Genomic DNA, 18,834 nt, shown 5'->3' on the forward strand with positions numbered 1-18,834 from the left:
GCCAGCTTAAAAACAGAGTCTAGAAAACCTTGTAGCGCTCTCAATGGCATAGAGAAAATGCGTTTCACCATCAGTGCGGTAGTAATGGCTAAGTCGCTGAATCGGCGAGGTCTACCACGCTTGCCTTGTTTGTTTTGTTTCCACTCAGCTATCGTTTCCTCATCAATCCAAAAGGTCAGAGAACCACGGTTGATTAAGGCTTTGTTGTACTGCTTCCAGTTAGTTGTTTTGTAACGAGGTTTAGACATGAGACTACGACGATTGATGGGTGTAGCCGATCAGATCGTAGCTTCTAGATTTAGTTCCATCGATTTAAGCAACAAAGCCACTTAAACGCGCAGTTTCTGGTGACTCGCGAAATAGGCAAAAACATGGTCGCACGAGGCCAAGGGAAAATCATTTTCACCGCGTCTTTGCTGACCTTTCAGGGCGGCATTACCGTACCGGGTTACGCTGCGTCAAAAGGCGGTATTGGTCAGCTCACCAAAGCTTTCGCCAGCGAGTGGGCAAGCCATGGTGTTAACGTGAATGCCATCGCACCGGGCTATATCGCCACGGATAACACACAGGCACTGCGAGATGACCCGACACGTTCTTCGTCAATTCTACAACGCATTCCAGCAGGACGTTGGGGTGCCCCAGAGGATTTCGGAGGCCCAGTGGTGTTCCTTTCCTCTGCGGCATCCAATTATGTCCACGGCACCATTTTGACTGTGGATGGCGGCTGGATGGCGCGATAAATCCTGCATCTTCAAGTTAATTGGGTATCGGTACATGACGATGTACACTGAGTGGGTTTATTTACAAGGCAGTAGAAGAGTGACATAGCATATGGTCAAAGCAATCGACACGAATGTAGAGCATAGCGAGAACGCCCAAAACAAAGGCCGTGCAGCCGATGACATCATTGAGTCGCTCGAAAGGCAGATTGTTAGCGGCAAACTGGAAAATAATGCACCCTTACCTTCTGAGCGCGCGTTGATGGAAATGTTCAATGCAAGCAGAACGGTTATTCGGGAAGCCATTGTCGCGCTTGAGAATCGTGGATTGATCATTAACAGAGCGCGTTATCGCCCTATCGTACGCAAACCGGATTACCATACTGCTCTTGATGCTGTTGGCGGCATTGTTAAACACTTCCTGTCAACCAAGCCTGATATAAAGCATCTTTATGATATGCGGGTTTTCGTTGAACGTACTCTGGTGAGAGATGCAGCAGCCAACGCCACGAAAGAAGACATTCAAGCGCTGAAAGCGGCACTGGCAGCGAACAAAGCAGCGATTAACGATTCGCTCTCCTTCTATCATACCGACAAAGCGTTCCACTACACGCTTTACACCATTGCAGATAATCCTATCCTCCCTGCTATCCACCAAGGTTTTACCTCTTGGCTTGCACCGCATTGGGACATGATGGAAAGAGACGCTGAACGCAATCAAATGAACTATCTCGCCCACGAAGCCATCTATTTAGCCATCTTGGAGCGCGATCCTGATGCTGCAGAACAGGCATTGCTCAATCACCTTGAGACCTCGTGGAAACAAGTCAGCTCAACCTTTTAAATTTGATTTGTTATAAAAAAACGGCCCCAATTTAGGGCCGTTCTTATCAGTTTCATCCACTACCCCGTTCGCGCAACGCACATTACGTGATAGTGCTAGGATTTGATTAGCTTTTCATCAGTTTACGTGCCGTTTCTACAACAACACTGATCGAGCGTTTTTCAGCTGCGACTAACGACGCCTCATCAGGGATTTCTTTCTGGGTACGGTTGATGATAACGCCAGCCACACAACCCGCTTTCAAGCCAGAGCTTGCACACATGGTCAGCAAGGTTGCTGATTCCATTTCAAAGTTCAGCACACCCATGTCTTGCCATTCCTGCATTGAGCCTTGGAAACGACGTACAACGCGGCCACTGAAGGTGTCATAACGCTCTTGACCTGGGTAGAAAGTATCACTTGAAGCGGTTACACCAGTGTGCACGGCTGCACCCGATTCTTCTGCCGCAGCTTTCATCGCGGTAGCAACATCAAAGTCAGCGACTGCTGGGAACTCCATCGGTGCAAAGTGCAGGCTTGCGCCATCCAGCCTTACTGAACCCGTGGTGACAATCATATCGCCTACATTGATATGTGGCTGGATTGCGCCTGTTGTGCCGACACGCAGGAAAGTACGGACACCTAACTGTGCCAATTCTTCAACCGCGATCGACGTCGAAGGGCCACCGATACCCGTTGAACAAACGACAACAGATTCACCATCCAGTTTTGCAAGATAAACCGTGTACTCACGATGGCTGGCAAGAAACTTCGGAGAGTCCATCAGTGCGGCAATTTTTTCTACACGCGCAGGATCACCCGGGATAATTGCGAGTTTTGCACCTTCTAAATCTGCTTGTGTCACACCCAAATGAAAAACGGTTTGCTCAGTCATGATCCTCTCCTAAAAAGTATCTCGCCTAACAACCAAAACGTGACTGTTTTTCAACGAAGAAAAACGCGATGGCGGCGATGAATTTCTCTACCACCATAGCGTTTTCGGTGAAATTTAAAGTGCTTGCGATCACACTTAAAGCAACATGGTTTCACATAATTACAGTCTTAAGTGATACCGATCACTTTTATTGTGCAATTTCGTGTCGTTCAGTATCCAGATGCGATTTTTCCTCTACAGGCGGATTCTTACCATATCGGAGCAACCGTAACGCATTCAATGTCACTATCGCCGTCGCGCCACTGTCGGCAAGAACTGCAACCCACAGCCCAGTAAAACCAAGCACTGTGGTAACTAAAAATACCGCCTTTAGCCCTATGGCTAGCGCCACGTTTTGGTGAACATTGTTCATTGTGGCTTTGGCCAATCGAACAACATCGACGACACTCTCTATGCGATTATGGCTGAGCGCTATGTCTGCCGTTTCCAACGCGACATCCGTGCCGCTGCCCATTGCAATACCAATGGTTGCCGCTTTCATTGCCGGTGCATCATTAATCCCATCCCCTACCATGGCGACTCTTGATGACTGGGCAAGCGTGTTGACCTCTTCGACTTTATCTTCTGGCATTAAGCCCGCGCGATAATCCATCTGTAAATTAGCGGCAAGGCCCGATGCAGCCTTCTCGTTGTCACCGGTCAACATCAGAGAGCGGATACCTAACGTACTCAGTCCTTCTACCGCAAGTTTGGCCGTTGACCTCAACTCATCGCGCCACGCTATAGCGCCGATAGCGTTATCGTCAGAAAACACAACCGCGACGGTTTTTCCTTCTTCCGCTAAACGTTGCGCGTCATCAGAAAATGACTGCACCAGCGTTCTTTCTCCCAATTTATCTAATGCTATCAACGTAATACGTGACCCATTCACATTGCCTGAGACTCCTTTCCCGACTTGAGCCGCGATATTGGTCGCTTCGAGCTCTGCGACACTATTTTCTGTTGCTTTCTCAACAAGCGCTTTTGCCAATGGGTGGTGCGAACCTTTTTCGACCGCAGCTGCATGCGATAACAAACTCGCGTCATCGCCTTGCCAGCTTAGGATATCGGTGACAACCGGTTTGCCTTCTGTCAGGGTGCCCGTTTTATCAAACGCAACCCACTCAACTTTGCTCAATGCTTCAAGCGCCGCGCCACCTTTAATTAACGCCCCTTGGCGTGCTGCAGCGGCTAAACCCGATGTCATGGCTGCTGGTGTCGAAATAACAAGGGCGCAAGGACAAGCGATAAGCAACAATGCGAGACCTCGATATACCCAAGTGTCCCAACTTTCTCCAAACATCAGAGGAGGAATCGTCACCACTAACGCAGCGACAAGGATCATAAGCGGGGTATACCAGCGACTGAATTTATCGATAAACCTTTCTACTGGTGCCCTGCGTGATTCTGCTTCTTCAATCAGGTTAAGAATACGGTCTATCGCACTTTCACCCTGCTTGGAAACCACATCCATAAGCACTAAACGATCTACAGCAATCGCACCTGCAGGCAATTTTTCACCTGGCTGTCGTTCAACAGGGATTGACTCACCCGTTAGTGCGCTCAAATCAAAACTCGCAGCATCACCTTTGAGTATCGCGTCTGCAGGTAAACGCCCACCCGGTGAAATTTCTATCGTGTCTCCCGGTTGCAAAGAAGACACGGCAACGTCTTCTCGTTTACCGTCTTTACCCACTCTAACGATGTTTTCCGGCACCAATGCCATAAGAGCTTGAATGCCCGCTCTCGCACGTTGAGAGGCGTATCCTTCGAGCCGTTCTCCAATCAAGAAAAGAACAAGGACCATGGCGGCTTCAACCGTCTCACCTAAATACAGCGCACCAAACGCTGCAATAGACATCAGCATTTCGATTGAAAAAGGTGAACCACTTTTCGATAGGATGAAGGCTTTTTTAACGATGGGTACGAGTCCCAACACCGTTGCAAAGGTAAACAATAAGCTCGCAAACTCCGGATACCAGTTTGATGCGATACCCGCAACAGCCATGGTGCTAATCAGAGAAACGAGAACGCCTTCTTCTTTTATCCGTTCAACGAGACTTTTCGGCTGCTCTTTATGCTTCGGCGTAGACAGCTCTTGAAGTGGGAAGCCCGTTTTCTCAGCCTGTCGCATAATCTGTTGTGTGAGATCTTTTGAAGTCTCTGTTGTCACAACCAATTTTTCTGTGGCGAACAAGACGTTAGCCGTCAACACGCCTGAAATGGACGAAATGGCTTTTTCAAGCTTACCTGCACAGCTAGGGCAATCCATGTTGGTGACGCGCCAAGTATGACTGGCGTTGGACGATGTTTCTTGTCGAACTGGTTCGACACTTTTTTCGAGGCTGCTACAAGAGGAATCGCAACAGCCTTTGGCCGCCGGATCGTCAGTATCCTCTGCGGCTATTTCTGTGCTCGCACATGATGGCGTGCTCTTTGACGAGGTTGAACAGCATGACTCCGAGGGAACAGCTTCATGCTTGGTATGTTGGTGTGTATGATTTTGGCATTTGGCAGAGTGACAAGAGTTACACATAGGGATCTCCTTTTCTTGAGTTTCCCTAAGTCTAAACCTTGGAGTCACCTCCAAGGTCAAGACGTAATTTAACGTTTTGGTGTCTTTTACTTTAGGCGATCCAATATTACTTGCGTATCCAAAGCATCTTGATAATCGCGATAATCCAGACCCTTATCAAAAATGAACTGTGTCACCAACTTTCTCGCTGCATCAATCAACAATTCTGCCTGCCAAGGCTTCTCAAAGTAACGCTCAATAGACGCATTGTTTATCGCTTCAATGGTATCGGAATGTGTCGCTTGTCCAGTCAAAAGCACTTTACGGGTATATCGAAAACGCGGATCGAGTGCAATTTCGCTTAATAGTTCAACACCCGTTTTTTCTGGCATCACGTGGTCTGAAATCACCAGTGCGATGAATTCGCCATCTGCATCCAAATCGTCCATCAATGCCAATGCTTCATCGGCAGACTCACAATCTTCGATATGGAAGGTGCCAGAAAGGGGTGCAAGATCCTTTAAAACGGCACTGAGCACTTCGCGTTGGTCATCAACACAGATAATGTTTACCTTTTCCATCTCTATCCCCTGTTAATTGCTTTACTTTGCGTTATAAAAAGTTCACGAGTCGAAGTATCCAGACCATGACAAAACTTAGCGCGACACCCACAATACCAATGATCACGCCCACTTTTGCCATTTGGTTACTGGTAACATGGCCTGTTGCATGAGCCAGCGCATTCGGCGGTGTACTGATAGGCAAGGACATCCCCAGAGACGCAGCAAATGTCACAACCAAAATCAGTGTGGTTTCACCACCCATAGGTGTTAGCGATGTCATGGACACTCCGAGCGCAGCCATGATTGGCATCAGCAAGTTCGCCGTCGCGGTGTGAGACATAAAGTTTGCCATCAGCAAACACAAAGCTGCCGCACCAATGAGGACGATTTCTGGCGCGTAATTTTCAAAAGGAATGCTGTTCACCAGCAAACGCGCAAGACCGGTTTTATCCAGCGCCAAACCCAGTGCGAAACCACCGGAGACTAGCCAAAGCACATCCCATGAAATTTTCTTCAGGTCTTCTTTATTGATGATGCCAGTCATTGAGAACACGGCGACGGGAATCAATGCCACGGTGTAGGAGTTCATGCCATGGCTAGAGCCCATCAACCAAAGGAGTACGGTAATAGTGAACGTGGCGTAAACTGTGTACGCCTTAGGCGTTTTCAAAAACTTGCCTTTGATGTCGAGTGAAATGGTCGCTTCATCCGATTTAAACATGACTGACAACAACACCCATGCCAGCAACAACATGACAACAACAAATGGCACAGAGAAAGCCATCCATTCGCCAAAGGTAATCAAGTTTTCACCGGTCAGATATTTCAATGCGATCGCATTGGGTGGCGTACCGATTGGCGTACCGATACCACCAATATTTGCAGCCACTGGAATAGAGAGCGCAAACGCAATTTTGCCTGGGTCATTCGGTTTAAACACTGCAAGAATAGGTGTCAAAATCGCGAGCATCATCGCTGTCGTCGCGGTGTTTGACATAAACATGGAGAAAACAGCAGTGATCAACATCAGCCCCGCCATGACCATTTGAGGTTTTTGCCCAAACGGTTTCAAAAGCACACGGGCCAAGTTCACGTCCAGTCGATACTTCGTTGCGGCCATTGCAAGAAAGAATCCACCAAGAAATAGCATGATAATGGGGCTGGCAAACGTCGACATAATGTCGGTGTAATGGAGCAAATCGCCAAATTCAGGCGTGTTGGCGTCTGCTCTAAACCAGATTATTCCTTTATCGGATAAGAAAAGAAGCTCAAGAACAATCACCACTACAGACGTTGCATAAATAGGCATAGGCTCTAACACCCAGCATAACGCTGCCAGCAAAAACAGCGCAATTGCACGTTGCTGCATGACGGTAATGGTTTCAAAAGGAAAGGCAGACGCTGGAAGTAGCAGTACGACCAGGGGAACCAATATAAGCAGAATATATTTCGCTTGAATGCGCATAATCGCTTGTAATCCCTTAAAGCTAAAAACGTCCACTACGCATGGACAACGGGATTATTCTGCGCTTAATGCGCCAAGCCTTTACTGAATTAGATCAATAAAATGGAGCGAAATGTATTCAAGTTGCACAGTGATAATCTATGGTCTTCTTGCGATGACAATCCGCCGCTACCTTGAAGCGTTATCTTTCGCAGGTCTGTCCAACAAATCCTCCCCTTCCTCAACCATCACTTCTCGACAACTGGTAAATGCAGAAATCGGCACAGAAGGCTCAACGGGTGTAGAATCCATTTTGATTTCCTGATCGATCGCCAACGTGGCAATGAGGCGTTTTACAAGGAAATAGCCCGCAATACCAAATATTACCGAACCAATAGCCTGTCCGATTAACACACCTTCCGCACCCGCTACGTGTCCACCAACATAGACGAAAGGGATAGTGCCAACGGTTGCCTTCCCAACATTCAGAATTGTCGACCACGTTGGACGGTTAAGGTTGTTAAATGCCGCATTGGAGACAAACAAAGCACTATTAAACACAAACGTAATGGCAAGGTAAGTACAAAAGAGAGACACCATTTTAGCTGCATCACCATTCAGACTAAACGCATTGCTTATTAGGTTTTGCGCAAAATACAGAATAATTGCCACCACGACACAATACGCCGTGACAAACTTAATGGAGTCACTCAATGTGCGACGCACTCTATCGAATCTCTCCGCCCCAAAGTTTTGCCCCAAAATAGGTCCCACCGCACCAGAAAGAGAAAATATCAATGCGAAGGATACGGGTAACAAGCGGCCTATGACGGCGTATCCCGCAACAAAGTCATCGCCAAACTTCGCGATTTGCGCGGTCACAATCACATTGCCGATGGGCGTTGCCGTGTTCGTCACTATTGCAGGTAACGCAATATTCGTGATGGCGCGAAAGTGCCGCTTCAAGTCATCAAAACTTGGCATAGCGATAAGGTCATGTTTATAACGCACCGCGTGAAACGCGACGCCAAACAACACAAAACGAGACAGCATCGAAGCAAACGCTGCACCTTCGATACCCATGGAAAGTGAAAAGATGAAAATGGGGTCTAACACTGCATTGGCGGCACCCGCTGCGAGCGTCGCTGACATTGAACGTTTTGCATCCCCAACCCCTCGAAGCGCAGCACCACCCGCCATCCCCATCGCCATCAGAGGTGCGCTGGGTAATAGAATAGTGAGAAAGCTTTTGGCTTTTTCTGCGGTAATGCCTTCCGCGCCGATCATCGCCAAAATAGGGTCGAGCGATATGAAAATGGCAAAGACGGTTAGCGCGCTCACAACACCCGAGAATATCATCACGCTGCCCGTTATCGCTTTGGCTTCGTCTCGCTTACCCGCTCCAATCGCCCTGCTGATTAACGCGCCCATCGCAATGGCGGTGCCGATAGACACAGATGTAGAGAAAAAAACGATGGTTCCCGCAAATCCAATAGCGGCTGCCAGTTCTACCTGACCTAGCAAACTGATGAAAAACATGTCTGCCAAATCAACGGTAAACAATGCCATTAAACCCACAGCACCTGACGACGACATCACGGCAATGTGGCGCATGATGGAACCCGTTAAAAATTTGGCTTGTTGCTGTGGCATGCTACGTCCTGATTGTAGTTTGCGGTGAATTCGAACAATGAGAGATGGGTGACAGAGATTGTCAGAAAATATTATGTTGTTAAACAATAACTATGATGACACGAAAAAAAGGTGCCTCAAGCACCTTTTTTAACTTATCTTATTCGAAAAAATTGACGTTGTTATACAGGGTGTAAAAAACAATCGTCGATTTGAGCGGCAATGGCTCTGAGAATATCACGGCGAGATATCACACCAACGAGGCGTTCGTTCTCGTCAATCACAGGGTAAACCTTTGGTTTACCTGGCAACATCTCTTCAGCGAGCTTGATGACGCTTTCGTCGCGCGTTACTGCTGCTACCTCTTTGTGCATACAATCACCAACCGTATTGGTGTCTTGGCAGTAGTATCCGACTTTCAGCAGCTTATGAATCATGTCTTGTTCCGACAAGAACCCTACAACATGTTTGTTCTCATCAACCACAGGCCCCCCTGTTTGATGCGCGTTTAGCATTTTTTCCAATGCCATTGACAGATTCATTGACGCCTTGAAGGTCACGGGTCGTTTGTTCATGTAATCACCAACTTTGATAGATTCCATGCATCCCCCTTTTTGTGTTGAAACATTATTAGAAACAGGGAATAAATCTCTGTACCCATATCCCCAAACAATCTCTAAACGTCATATCGACAAGCACAACTATCAATTTGGATCTCTTTGGGTCTTACTCTACAGTGTCGAACAAGTTGACGAAATTACTAGCGTTTACCTGAACATTTTTAAGACTTGTCACAAATGCGCAAACATCTTTGCAACACGAACGCATGGGTTACGCTCCACACAATAAAAAAGCCAGCCACGTAAAACGGGCTGGCTTTTTAACTTCAACGCGTTAGATTACATAAACATCATCATAAGGAAGCCCAGTGGCATGCGTTCTCCACTCGGAGACACAGCTTCTTCACCTTCAATTTTTGCACTCAGTTTAACGCCTTCATTCCCTTGGCTGATGAACCCGTACTCTTCAAGGTTATTGATCATGGGAGCAAGTTGCGGCGCAGCTTCTACATAAGCACTTGGCACTGTTATATTCAGGTTGCCTGTTAGCTTATTAATCATTGCACCAATATCTTGCGTCGCATTCGCTGCACCTGGCGCCAGTGTCAAATCAAAGCTTGCATCCACGTGCCCTTCCGGCGCATCCAACTCCAGAGGTTGAATTTCAAGACCAAGACCACGTTCAACCAAAGTATCCAGCGCAGCAGCCATATCCGCTATTTCTTGGTCTGTCGGTTCGTCGCCCATCGTGTTCGACATTGTGCTCAACGAGAGTATGGAATGGTAATCAAGGTCATTGATACTTACACCGAGCTTAAAATTATCAATGGTAAAAACATCAGAAACCGTTAGCTTACCGACTGAAACTAGGCTTTTGTTATCGAGTCGACGTACATTTTCACTATCAGCGTCAGCGCTTTTCTCAGTATCTGCAGACACGTTGCTACCCATATCCGCACTGATATTGTTCAGCGTAATAACAGTACCGAGTGCATCATCAAATAATGCCGTAGCCACGTTGAACGTCTGCTTACCAATCCACACTTCACCGTCAAGCATATAGCCAGTACCGGTGCCCGTAACATCTTTAATAGAAAGCTTCTCACCCGAATCATCACTCGCCATATCAACCGAAGGCCAGCTCATAGAAAAGACATTATTCCCATCTTTATCTACGGTACCTGCCATCGCTAACGGTGTCGTGGTTAACGAGAAGTCATCGTCACTCGCTTTAATAGCTTTTAGGTTGGCACTGTACTCCGTGTCGCCAAACACAGACGTTTCAGTTTTAAATTCAACAGGTGATTCGCCCATAGGCCAAAGCAAGTCTGTTACCGCTTTGATTTCCGGTGTCATCTCTAACGTGGTTGTAGTACCAAGGCTTAAAAATCCATGGCTAACTTCACTGTCAAAAATATAGGTGGTTGGTAGGCCTTCAGCTTCAAAGTCATCTTTGATTTGGCCTTTCAAATTAACCAACGTTTTCACCTGAGAAGAAAGGTACCCTCTGTCATAGGTCACTTTCTCGATCGACACATAGGGTGATTGCAGGTTTTGTACTTCTCGGTCATAAACAGATTCGCCCACATGCCCGGATGCAAATGGCCAAATCAAAGCCAGTGAAACAGCACCACCAATCGCCGCGTATTTTCCAAAGATCATTCTTTTCCCCGTTTAATCCGGTAGTTGTCTCGCTCCAGTGTAAACGAAAGCGACATTGATACCCATGTTGAGCCGTACATTATTTAAGATATGTGCCAGATTGCAGCGTCCTTCTCAGCTTAGCGACGGCGAAACAATTACACTTACAAAAAATACTGTTTTTGGTAGCCCTATGAATTCAAACGTCATCTTGTGTCTCGATGATGATCCTGCCGTACTTGAATTGCTCGAAAAAGAACTTGCACCATTTGCCAGTTTGTTTGACATCGTTTGTGCCAGTACAAGTCACGCAGCGCAAGAGACCCTGGAAAGTTTGGCATCCGCAGGACGACGTGTTGCGCTGTTTATTTCAGACCACTCTCTGGGTGAAGATCAGGGTATTAGCCTATTGATTAACGTTGATAATCATCCTGCAACCTTTGGTGCGCGTACCGTTCTTCTCAATGACCAACCGAATATTGAAGTGATCATGCAAGCCGTCAATGAAGGCCGGTTAAACTACTGTTTGACCCGTCCTTGGAATGACGGAGATCTGACTTTCGCAGCCCGCAAAGAACTGACCCAATTTGTCCTCACTTACAACAGTGATGATCTGCTGCGCTTTTGCGGGGTCCTTGACCAAAAAAAACTGCTTGAAGCGCATATTGAAAACAAACTTGCCAGTTATCGAACAGGATTTATTGAATCGGCGCTTTCCATTTCTGACGAAGAACTAGCCCAACAGTTGATAGAAGGGCTTTACGAACATTTCGATGAAGGGAATGATAAGAACGTTTGCAGAAGCTACAGCGATGACCACTTGCTGACTCACGAAGGAACACCCAATTCATTTCTTTGGTTCGTTGTTGAAGGCCAGGTTGCCTTGTTAAAACGCGATGAAACCGGCGTCTCTCATGAAGTCGCAAGGCTCGGCCAAGGTAGCATCATTGGCGGCATGTCTTTCGTAACAGGGGACGTATCCTTTTCCACTGGCATCACACTCGAACCCACAAAAGTTATCAAACTTAATCGCGCATTATTTTCTCAGGTGATACAAGCGAGAAATGATCTTCTTCCGCTCTTTACGAGCTACTTACTCCGCCACTTCAATCGTCGTTTGAAACGCAGTATCAATACAGAAGTAAAGCTCCAGCAGACATTGCAATCATTGGAACTGGCACATAAGCAGCTGATAGAAAAAGAAAAGATGGCGATGCTGGGCCAGCTTGTTGCCGGGGTGGCCCATGAATTGAACAACCCTGTCGCCGCAATAATCCGCAACAGCGATACGCTGAAAGACAACATTGGCGAGCTTATTAATACGGAGCTCAGTCCGGTCGCGAGAGAAAAAGCCAATCAAATCATGGCAGATGCTTTGCTTTCTAGGCCTATGTCAACAGCCGACGCGCGCTCCACCGCCAAAGGCATAGAACCGATACTCGGGAGTAGGAATCTTGCTAGAAAAGCGGTCAACATGGGCCTTTCCCAGCCAAATGACGTTCAATATTGGATGCAAAAGCTGGATAAAACGTTCGTCCCAACATTGAACCAATGGGACATGTTTTATCAGGCTGGGAGCTTGCTACGATCGACCAACGTATGCGCACGACGCATCGCAGACATGGTAAAAAGCCTCAAAACCTATGCGCGACAAGATGACGAAACCCTGCTTGAAGTGGATATTCACGAAGGCATTGAAGACACGTTAGTGATGTTTGAAAATCAGCTGAAACGCATTCAATTAACGAAAGACTATGGCGACCTTCGACCCATTCGATGTATGCCTATTGCGTTACAACAAGTTTGGACAAATCTAATTTCTAATGCTTTAGATGCCATAGGGCAAGATGGAGAAATTATCGTCAAGACACGTGAAACCGTTTTTAGAAGCCGTAAAGCTGTAAGAATCAGTGTTCGCGACAACGGTAGCGGTATTCCCGAGTCAATCAAAAACAAAATTTTCGAACTCAACTATACCACCAAACGAGAGGGACACTTTGGTCTGGGTATTGGTTTGTCCGTCAGCCGCCAAATTGTCGAGCAGCATGGCGGTACGATAAATGTCAGCTCATCGGCAGGACTTTATACCGAAATGATTGTCACTCTCCCCTACTCACCCATTATCACGCCGTCCATGGAGGGCAAATGAGCAAATATCTGATTCTTTGTGTTGATGATGAAAGAGACGTACTAGATAGCGTCTTAAATGATTTGGACGAATTGGAAGAACATTTTGTTATCGAAGCCGCCGAGTCCGTTGCTGAAGCAAGAGACATTTTGGCAGACGCGGTTTCAGACGACGTTAAACTCGCGCTCGTATTATGTGACCATATTATGCCCGATGATTTGGGTGTGGATTTTCTCATTGAATTGAATCGCGATGAACTCACCTCTGCCGCGAAAAAAGTGCTGTTAACAGGCCAAGCAGGTTTAGAAGAAACCGTTCAGGCGGTAAATAATAACAGTTTGGATTATTTCATTTCTAAACCATGGAGCGGCGAAAACTTAAAACAAGTCGTGCGCGATCAATTGACAGCATACGTTATCGAAAACGATAACAATCTACTCCAATGGGTGAGCATCTTGGACGCGGAACGAATTATGCAGGCCATTAGCGATAACAGATTAAGTTTTTCTGATTGCTAAAACTACGGGATTTTTCTCTTGCATTCCGTAATTTGAAAGCAAACCAAAGACCCTGCTCACTGTTTGACCATTTTTTGCTTAATTTTGACATCATATTCCCCCAATTCGGGGGCTATGATGTTGTTTCGCAAAAGCCAAATCTATTAAAATACGATAACTTTTTATATTCACCACGAGAACTCCCATGCGCAAAACTAAGATTGCTGGTATTTTTCTGGCAGCTGCTTCTTCTGCTGCATTCTCGGCTGCTGCTTCAGCCCAAGATATGTCTATGAGTAACTTCAGCTACGATTATTTCGAAGCTAGAGTGGGTGTAAGCCCTGTTACTTATGGCGCAGGCTTTAGCACATCCATTCACCCAAATGCACACATCCGCGCTGAAATTGATAGTGAGTTCGAATCTGATTATGACGCAACCGCGGCAATCGGTTTTCACGCACCTGTGAACAACTGGGCAGATATTTACGGTGAAGTTGGATTGCGCACAGTAAGAAACCCTGGCCTTTACAATCACGACACTGAGTTTGGTGTAGAAGTGAATATTGGCGTGCGCCAATGGTTGGGTCCACAATTGGAAGTCGGTGGTGAGCTCGGTCACCTTTCTATTCACGAAGACGACGATGTCTTCGGCTCAGTTTATGCGCGTTTTCATGCGACCGAACTGTTCGCAATCGGCTCTCAAATCCGTTTCAACGAAATCTACGGCGACCAGTTCATGTTCACCACACGATTCAAATACTAAAAATAAAGGCCTCGAAAGAGGCCTTTATTTTCTTCTCAATATGTCACCCGATGTAAGAATGCTATTGGCAGTTGATAACTGCATAGCCGACCCCATCACTGGCTGATTTTAATCCTTCGGCGTTCTTATAACCTGCCTTTTCAGCAAGCAGTACTTCTTTGGTTGGAATAGTATGCAGAATGATTCCGCCCGTTTCTGCCCCACAGACTGTGCTGAACATCATACCCGTCATTTCTGCGCATTGTGCTGACCCAGAGGTTACACCCACAGATGCCAAACGGCGCGTACTGTCTGCCAACGTCATTCCCTGCGTTTCACACTGAATTGCACCTTGGGGTATATACACTTCCGTTGTTTGAGGCTGCTTGATAGCGCATGACGTAATTCCTGCGACCATCCCTGCCAACAAAGCTATTTTTAACGCCATCTTTCTCATTAATTGCATTCCTATTTAACGGAAAACTACTCAATATCCTTCAACTTGGCACCCAGCAAGTAGGCCACCGATGTGCCGATTAATTCTATGACTAGCTTTTCGCCATACAAAGAGCAAAGCTTTTGAAAGCCCATTGCAGCCTTATAACGCCCTTCCTCATCCGAACTTATCGCCCCAATTAAGTAGCGTATGCAATTCGCAAACTGGGCTTCCAATAGCGCATTCCGCCATGACTGCCTAATGGACTCATCAGAAGAAGCGTCGATTTTGTTGGTGACATACGCAAAAAGCTGACCTTGGAAAGCGGTGATCATTGACTCTTTGGTCGGAACAATGCGTTGTATACCACTGCGACTCAAACCCGTTCTTTTTGCGATGCTCCCATAGGTCACCGCATCCCAGCCATTTTCCATAAAAATGTCTACGATGGTCTGGTAAACCAACAGCTCTGTCTGCAATGCGCCTTCTTTGGTATTTTTTGCCATGGTCAAATTTTAAATTTTTAAAGTACCTTGTATCTTATACTCTCACAGAGAGAACATACAAAACAATAATGTTACCTTTGATTGCAGAAATCACATTTTCACATGTATTACTTCGCAACTCACTACCTTGACCACCTTGGAACGTCAAATTAGCTGACTCAATAGCCAATTTTTAAATACCAGAATTTTTGCATTTCCCGCTTGTTCTTCTCGAAAAACGAAAAAATAGCTAAAAGGTGACTTCACAGGTTTTTCTATGGGAGCAACCAACCTGCCCGCTTCCAGTAACCCTTTGATATAAATCATACGCCCCATTGCTACGCCCATACCTGACGCTGCAGCATCCAAAGCCAAATCAGCACGATCGAAACTATGATTTTGGCCATCCAAGGAGATACCGTTTGCATTGGCCCAATATAGCCATTCATCGCTCATGCTTGCGCTTGCCCAGGGCGCAGCATCATGCAGTAGCTGGCAATCGGCCAGTTTTTCGGGACTATTATACAGCCCATGAGATTCGGCATATTCTGGACTGCAAACGGGTATTAATGCATCGTCCATTAGATGATAACTTGTCAATCCACTGTACTTCCCGTGGCCAAAGTAAATAGCACAATCAAATGCTTCCGCTTTAAAGTCCACGAGGTCGTTACGCGTTCTAAGGTGCAAGGTGACGTCAGGGTATGCCTTAGAAAACTCATGAAGTCTGGGCAAAAGCCAACGTTGGGCGTAGGTAGGTGGTGTTGATATAACGAGATCACCAAAAGGCTGATGGCTGTTCAGCTGCAATAACTTTAAGCTAAGGCTGGAAAACTGTTCAGCGACGACCTGCTTTAGCTGCTCTCCCTCACTGGTCAATGTCAGGTTTCTTGGCCTTCTGACAAAGAGCTGCATATTCAGTCTTTGCTCTAGCTTTTTAATTCGATGGCTTACCGCACTCTGTGTCAGATGCAGTTCCTCTGCGGCTCGCGTAAAGCTCATTGTTTCAGCAACAATGGAGAAACAATGAAGCCCAGCAAGCAGGGAAGAAGATAATTGCGGTAGTTTCATAGCTAAAGCCAATACAGATGAAAGAAGAAACGTTATCAGCAAAGGCGTTGAATTAAAACAGCATAAGCTCAAGCAACCTGAAGATGATGTCGTCAGATCCTTTGGGTATAGAGCGGATTCGCGCCGAATCGAGGGCTCACCACTTGATATCCGATGATGGTTGATCCGGTAAGGATATATTTACTGCTCACGCGACGCGAAAGTAGAAAGAAAAAGAGCCGCAATAGCGGCCCTTTATATATTGTAACTGTTGTCTTAGATCGCGCGCAGTAACTGTTGTTTTGTTTCTTCACTAAGCAGCGTCCAATGTATGCCAGTTTGAGCACCAGCAAACATCCACAGCAGTTTGATATCTACATCGTAGCCATGAGCTTCCTGCACTTTACGGAAAAGTTCTTCAGGGCTCATAGAGAAAAATGTATCAACATCTTCAACACCTGCTTTTTTCAGCATGCGCTCAATGGTTAAACGAAGGTTGGGTAGATCGCGCAGACGCTTGTTAAGCTTGGAGTCGCGATACTCTTTCTCTGCTACAGAGTTCTCTACGGACTTTTTTACCATCGCGTCTAGGCAGTCATCCTCCCCATCATACAGCTCGGTAATATCGTAATAGTTTACAATCGCGGTAGAACTCTTTTTAACGTGTACGAATTTTTTGCATTCTTTTGCGATTAATTTATCTGTGAGCTGAGCGCCTCCACGTAGGTAAATACGATCTTCTTTAACGAGTGCGAACATTGCACCACTCACAAAGAAGCCCGTTCCACCGAACATTGAACGTTTTTCTGTCTCACCAAACTGAGACAAGTAATCGACAAAGCCGCTTTTTACTTCCAACACAGGTGCCTCCTTTCTCCCCAAAAGCCAATTCCTCGGCAAAAACTTCTAAATTCTCAACGCGAAATAATGATGACTGATTAGGGCACAGAAAACCATGCACTAGATCACCCAACACGGAACGGCGTACCAAAAACGCCACATGCGTCACGGTAAAAAGGTGTAATTTTTGTGTTTCAGTCATGTTAAATGTCGCTTAGCACTCGCAACACCTTCGTTTTTTTGCACTAATTTGTCTCATCAAACGTTAATTTCCTTCAAAAAATCGCGTCAATTCCTTGTGAAACTTGCGTTTTGTTAATTAATAGGTGTATCACCGAAAATCAGTGACAAGTTATTTAGACACCCCAATGAAAATAGGTGTTTTCGTTCAAAATTAGGGGGAAATGTATTTCTTTAATTACAAGAGAGCTTTACTATGCAATGAGACAGTTATTAGGCCTTTCACGATGGATCACCTTTCTCTATTTTGGGTCTCTCCTGACCGCAATAAGCACCTAAAAGCGATTGAAACGGAATTTTTCCAACGCATTTATCAATCCGTTAAAAAAGGGACGCTTGCGTTACCTCCAATCCCGGAGGTAGTCGTAAAACTTCAGCGAATTTGCAATGACCCCTATACCACAATCCGAGATGTATCTGGCGTGCTGCTAGACGACGCAACTCTTACGGCTGCAGTTATTCGCTCTGCAAACTCGGCAGTATTCAGCCCTCGTACAAACCGACCATGCTTAGACATAAATATGGCTGTATCGCGTTTGGGCATTAAACGTGTGCTGGGTATTGCGACAGCGCATTCCATTCAAATGCTGAAGAACGAATCAACATTTGATGTGAACTGCAATGCTATTCTGAGAAAAAGCGCAGTCTCTTCTCGTGAATTTGCATCCACCATGGCATTACTTTGCCAAAAGGTCAGAGCCTATGATGATGAAAATCATTGGCTAGAGGTTGAAAAAGCGCTACTTATTGGCTTATTGGCAGATATCGGTATTTACAGTGCCGTCAAGGCTTATCAGCAATACACCGATGAAGGAAACTATTTAGACTTCGACATCGCCAGCCATGTGTTTTTCAGCTTAAGCAAAGAAACAAGCCGCTTTATCCTTGAAAGCTGGGGATTTGATGAAGACTTTGAAGAAGTCAGTATCAACAAACGCGTTCGAACAACCAATAAAGACATCAGCTATCTCGATATCGCCCGTATGGCCAACCATCTGTTGATGTTTAGAGCCAACGACGAGGATATTGATGATCATGAAGTCGAGATCACGCTTGCTGGCGCAGAAGCGCTATACGAACTGTCTAACCTCAATGAGTCAGATTTCAGGCACCAACTCAATGACATTATAAATAACTGCGGATTTTAGACTTAATTTGTCGAACATAGATTGACCAAATTGAATCGCGATTGATACTCTCATCGCGATTTTATTTTTTATTAATAAGGCTCAAATCCAATGCTACCCGGTGTCAACGCCGACTTAAAACTGATCCACTTAGCGACGCTATCGCCGAAGTAAAATTGACCCACCCATGGTAGTTATCCCTGCCTCTCCGATTCATTTTGTAGAACGGTTGGCACTGTCCCTAACGCCCTTTTCCCTTTTAGCCGATAACTCTCTCCACTTATCTGAATGATGTGAGAGTGATGAAGCAGTCGATCCAGCAGTGCAGCCGTGAGTGTGGTGTCATCAGCGAACGCATTTGACCATTGTGAGAACGGTAAATTGCTTGTGACAACCACGCTGCCCTGTTCATATCGTTTTGCGATGACATTGAAGAACAAGTTTGCTTCTTCTCTCCC

At 46.1% G+C, this 18,834-nt stretch carries 18 protein-coding genes and 1 pseudogene; 6 read left to right on the forward strand and 13 right to left on the reverse strand.

All coding sequences use genetic code 11. The features are described from left to right. Positions 1–248, reverse strand: a 248-nt coding sequence (locus B5D35_RS18625; protein WP_170915220.1) for a transposase, incomplete at its 3' end; no start/stop codon positions are given. A gap of 78 nt (positions 249–326) precedes the next feature. On the opposite strand from B5D35_RS18625, the pseudogene B5D35_RS18630 reads away from it, so the two are divergent. Then, positions 327–740: pseudogene (locus B5D35_RS18630) on the forward strand (SDR family oxidoreductase); the annotation flags it as partial. Between the two features lie 91 nt (positions 741–831). Next, positions 832–1,563, forward strand: coding sequence for an FCD domain-containing protein (locus B5D35_RS18635; protein ID WP_078754024.1), 732 nt, complete (start codon positions 832–834; stop codon positions 1,561–1,563). Positions 1,564–1,669: 106 nt separating this feature from the next. On the opposite strand, the gene udp is transcribed toward B5D35_RS18635, so the two are convergent. The 7 genes from udp to B5D35_RS18670 form a co-directional block, all read right to left on the reverse strand. After that, complete coding sequence (gene udp, locus B5D35_RS18640) at positions 1,670–2,437, reverse strand: uridine phosphorylase (RefSeq protein WP_078754025.1); 768 nt, start codon at positions 2,435–2,437, stop codon at positions 1,670–1,672. 187 nt (positions 2,438–2,624) lie between these two features. Beyond that, complete coding sequence (locus tag B5D35_RS18645) at positions 2,625–5,012, reverse strand: zinc/cadmium/mercury/lead-transporting ATPase (protein ID WP_078754026.1); 2,388 nt, start codon at positions 5,010–5,012, stop codon at positions 2,625–2,627. Positions 5,013–5,098: 86 nt separating this feature from the next. Further along, a complete protein-coding gene (locus B5D35_RS18650; RefSeq protein WP_078754027.1) occupies positions 5,099–5,572 on the reverse strand; it encodes a response regulator in 474 nt (157 codons plus the stop codon). Between the two features lie 31 nt (positions 5,573–5,603). After that, positions 5,604–7,019 carry an SLC13 family permease gene (locus tag B5D35_RS18655; RefSeq protein ID WP_078754028.1) on the reverse strand — a complete coding sequence of 472 codons (1,416 nt, stop codon included), beginning with the start codon at positions 7,017–7,019 and terminating at the stop codon, positions 5,604–5,606. Between the two features lie 168 nt (positions 7,020–7,187). Further along, on the reverse strand, positions 7,188–8,651 hold the full coding sequence (locus B5D35_RS18660) for an MATE family efflux transporter (protein WP_078754029.1): 1,464 nt from the start codon (positions 8,649–8,651) through the stop codon (positions 7,188–7,190). A gap of 161 nt (positions 8,652–8,812) precedes the next feature. Further along, a complete protein-coding gene (locus B5D35_RS18665; RefSeq protein ID WP_078754030.1) occupies positions 8,813–9,232 on the reverse strand; it encodes a CBS domain-containing protein in 420 nt (139 codons plus the stop codon). A 297-nt stretch (positions 9,233–9,529) separates the two neighbouring features. Continuing rightward, the gene (locus B5D35_RS18670; protein WP_078754031.1) at positions 9,530–10,852 is read right to left on the reverse strand and encodes a DUF945 family protein; all 1,323 of its coding nucleotides are present in this window, start codon (positions 10,850–10,852) and stop codon (positions 9,530–9,532) included. 172 nt (positions 10,853–11,024) lie between these two features. Between B5D35_RS18670 and B5D35_RS18675 the strand changes: the two genes are divergently transcribed. From B5D35_RS18675 to B5D35_RS18685, 3 genes are all read left to right on the forward strand, one after another. Next, positions 11,025–12,980: an ATP-binding protein gene (locus B5D35_RS18675; protein WP_078754039.1), complete on the forward strand. Its 1,956-nt coding sequence runs from the start codon at positions 11,025–11,027 to the stop codon at positions 12,978–12,980. Next, positions 12,977–13,477, forward strand: coding sequence for a response regulator (locus tag B5D35_RS18680; protein ID WP_078754032.1), 501 nt, complete (start codon positions 12,977–12,979; stop codon positions 13,475–13,477). Before B5D35_RS18675 ends, B5D35_RS18680 begins: the two co-directional genes overlap by 4 nt. A 184-nt stretch (positions 13,478–13,661) precedes the next feature. Continuing rightward, positions 13,662–14,219: a porin family protein gene (locus tag B5D35_RS18685; RefSeq protein WP_078754033.1), complete on the forward strand. Its 558-nt coding sequence runs from the start codon at positions 13,662–13,664 to the stop codon at positions 14,217–14,219. 61 nt (positions 14,220–14,280) lie between these two features. On the opposite strand, the gene B5D35_RS18690 is transcribed toward B5D35_RS18685, so the two are convergent. From B5D35_RS18690 to B5D35_RS18705, 4 genes are all read right to left on the reverse strand, one after another. Further along, on the reverse strand, positions 14,281–14,646 hold the full coding sequence (locus B5D35_RS18690) for a hypothetical protein (RefSeq protein ID WP_170915221.1): 366 nt from the start codon (positions 14,644–14,646) through the stop codon (positions 14,281–14,283). Positions 14,647–14,681: 35 nt separating this feature from the next. Then, complete coding sequence (locus B5D35_RS18695; RefSeq protein ID WP_078754035.1) at positions 14,682–15,140, reverse strand: TetR/AcrR family transcriptional regulator; 459 nt, start codon at positions 15,138–15,140, stop codon at positions 14,682–14,684. Positions 15,141–15,284: 144 nt separating this feature from the next. Next, a complete protein-coding gene (dsdC, locus tag B5D35_RS18700) occupies positions 15,285–16,190 on the reverse strand; it encodes a DNA-binding transcriptional regulator DsdC (protein ID WP_078754036.1) in 906 nt (301 codons plus the stop codon). A gap of 255 nt (positions 16,191–16,445) precedes the next feature. Beyond that, complete coding sequence (locus B5D35_RS18705) at positions 16,446–17,030, reverse strand: TfoX/Sxy family DNA transformation protein (protein ID WP_078754037.1); 585 nt, start codon at positions 17,028–17,030, stop codon at positions 16,446–16,448. 446 nt (positions 17,031–17,476) lie between these two features. Here B5D35_RS18705 and B5D35_RS18710 point away from each other — a divergent pair, with 446 nt between their 5' ends. Continuing rightward, entirely contained in the window at positions 17,477–18,397 is a 921-nt protein-coding gene (locus B5D35_RS18710; RefSeq protein WP_078754038.1) for an HDOD domain-containing protein, read from the forward strand. A gap of 173 nt (positions 18,398–18,570) precedes the next feature. On the opposite strand, the gene B5D35_RS18715 is transcribed toward B5D35_RS18710, so the two are convergent. Continuing rightward, positions 18,571–18,834 (reverse strand): ATP-binding protein (locus B5D35_RS18715; RefSeq protein WP_170915222.1); only part of this gene is annotated, 264 nt, incomplete at its 5' end.

It is taken from the genome of Enterovibrio nigricans DSM 22720 (assembly GCF_900167155.1).
Lineage (GTDB): Bacteria > Pseudomonadota > Gammaproteobacteria > Enterobacterales > Vibrionaceae > Enterovibrio > Enterovibrio nigricans.

Excerpts from the sequence above, each read along its gene's own strand:
- B5D35_RS18635 (WP_078754024.1), top strand. The coding sequence starts at position 832 with ATGGTCAAAGCAATCGACACGAATGTAGAGCATAGCGAGAACGCCCAA.
- udp (WP_078754025.1), bottom strand. The coding sequence starts at position 2,437 with ATGACTGAGCAAACCGTTTTTCATTTGGGTGTGACACAAGCAGATTTA.
- B5D35_RS18645 (WP_078754026.1), bottom strand. The coding sequence starts at position 5,012 with ATGTGTAACTCTTGTCACTCTGCCAAATGCCAAAATCATACACACCAA.
- B5D35_RS18650 (WP_078754027.1), bottom strand. The coding sequence starts at position 5,572 with ATGGAAAAGGTAAACATTATCTGTGTTGATGACCAACGCGAAGTGCTC.
- B5D35_RS18655 (WP_078754028.1), bottom strand. The coding sequence starts at position 7,019 with ATGCGCATTCAAGCGAAATATATTCTGCTTATATTGGTTCCCCTGGTC.
- B5D35_RS18660 (WP_078754029.1), bottom strand. The coding sequence starts at position 8,651 with ATGCCACAGCAACAAGCCAAATTTTTAACGGGTTCCATCATGCGCCAC.
- B5D35_RS18665 (WP_078754030.1), bottom strand. The coding sequence starts at position 9,232 with ATGGAATCTATCAAAGTTGGTGATTACATGAACAAACGACCCGTGACC.
- B5D35_RS18670 (WP_078754031.1), bottom strand. The coding sequence starts at position 10,852 with ATGATCTTTGGAAAATACGCGGCGATTGGTGGTGCTGTTTCACTGGCT.
- B5D35_RS18675 (WP_078754039.1), top strand. The coding sequence starts at position 11,025 with ATGAATTCAAACGTCATCTTGTGTCTCGATGATGATCCTGCCGTACTT.
- B5D35_RS18680 (WP_078754032.1), top strand. The coding sequence starts at position 12,977 with ATGAGCAAATATCTGATTCTTTGTGTTGATGATGAAAGAGACGTACTA.
- B5D35_RS18685 (WP_078754033.1), top strand. The coding sequence starts at position 13,662 with ATGCGCAAAACTAAGATTGCTGGTATTTTTCTGGCAGCTGCTTCTTCT.
- B5D35_RS18690 (WP_170915221.1), bottom strand. The coding sequence starts at position 14,646 with ATGGCGTTAAAAATAGCTTTGTTGGCAGGGATGGTCGCAGGAATTACG.
- B5D35_RS18695 (WP_078754035.1), bottom strand. The coding sequence starts at position 15,140 with ATGGCAAAAAATACCAAAGAAGGCGCATTGCAGACAGAGCTGTTGGTT.
- dsdC (WP_078754036.1), bottom strand. The coding sequence starts at position 16,190 with ATGAAACTACCGCAATTATCTTCTTCCCTGCTTGCTGGGCTTCATTGT.
- B5D35_RS18710 (WP_078754038.1), top strand. The coding sequence starts at position 17,477 with ATGGATCACCTTTCTCTATTTTGGGTCTCTCCTGACCGCAATAAGCAC.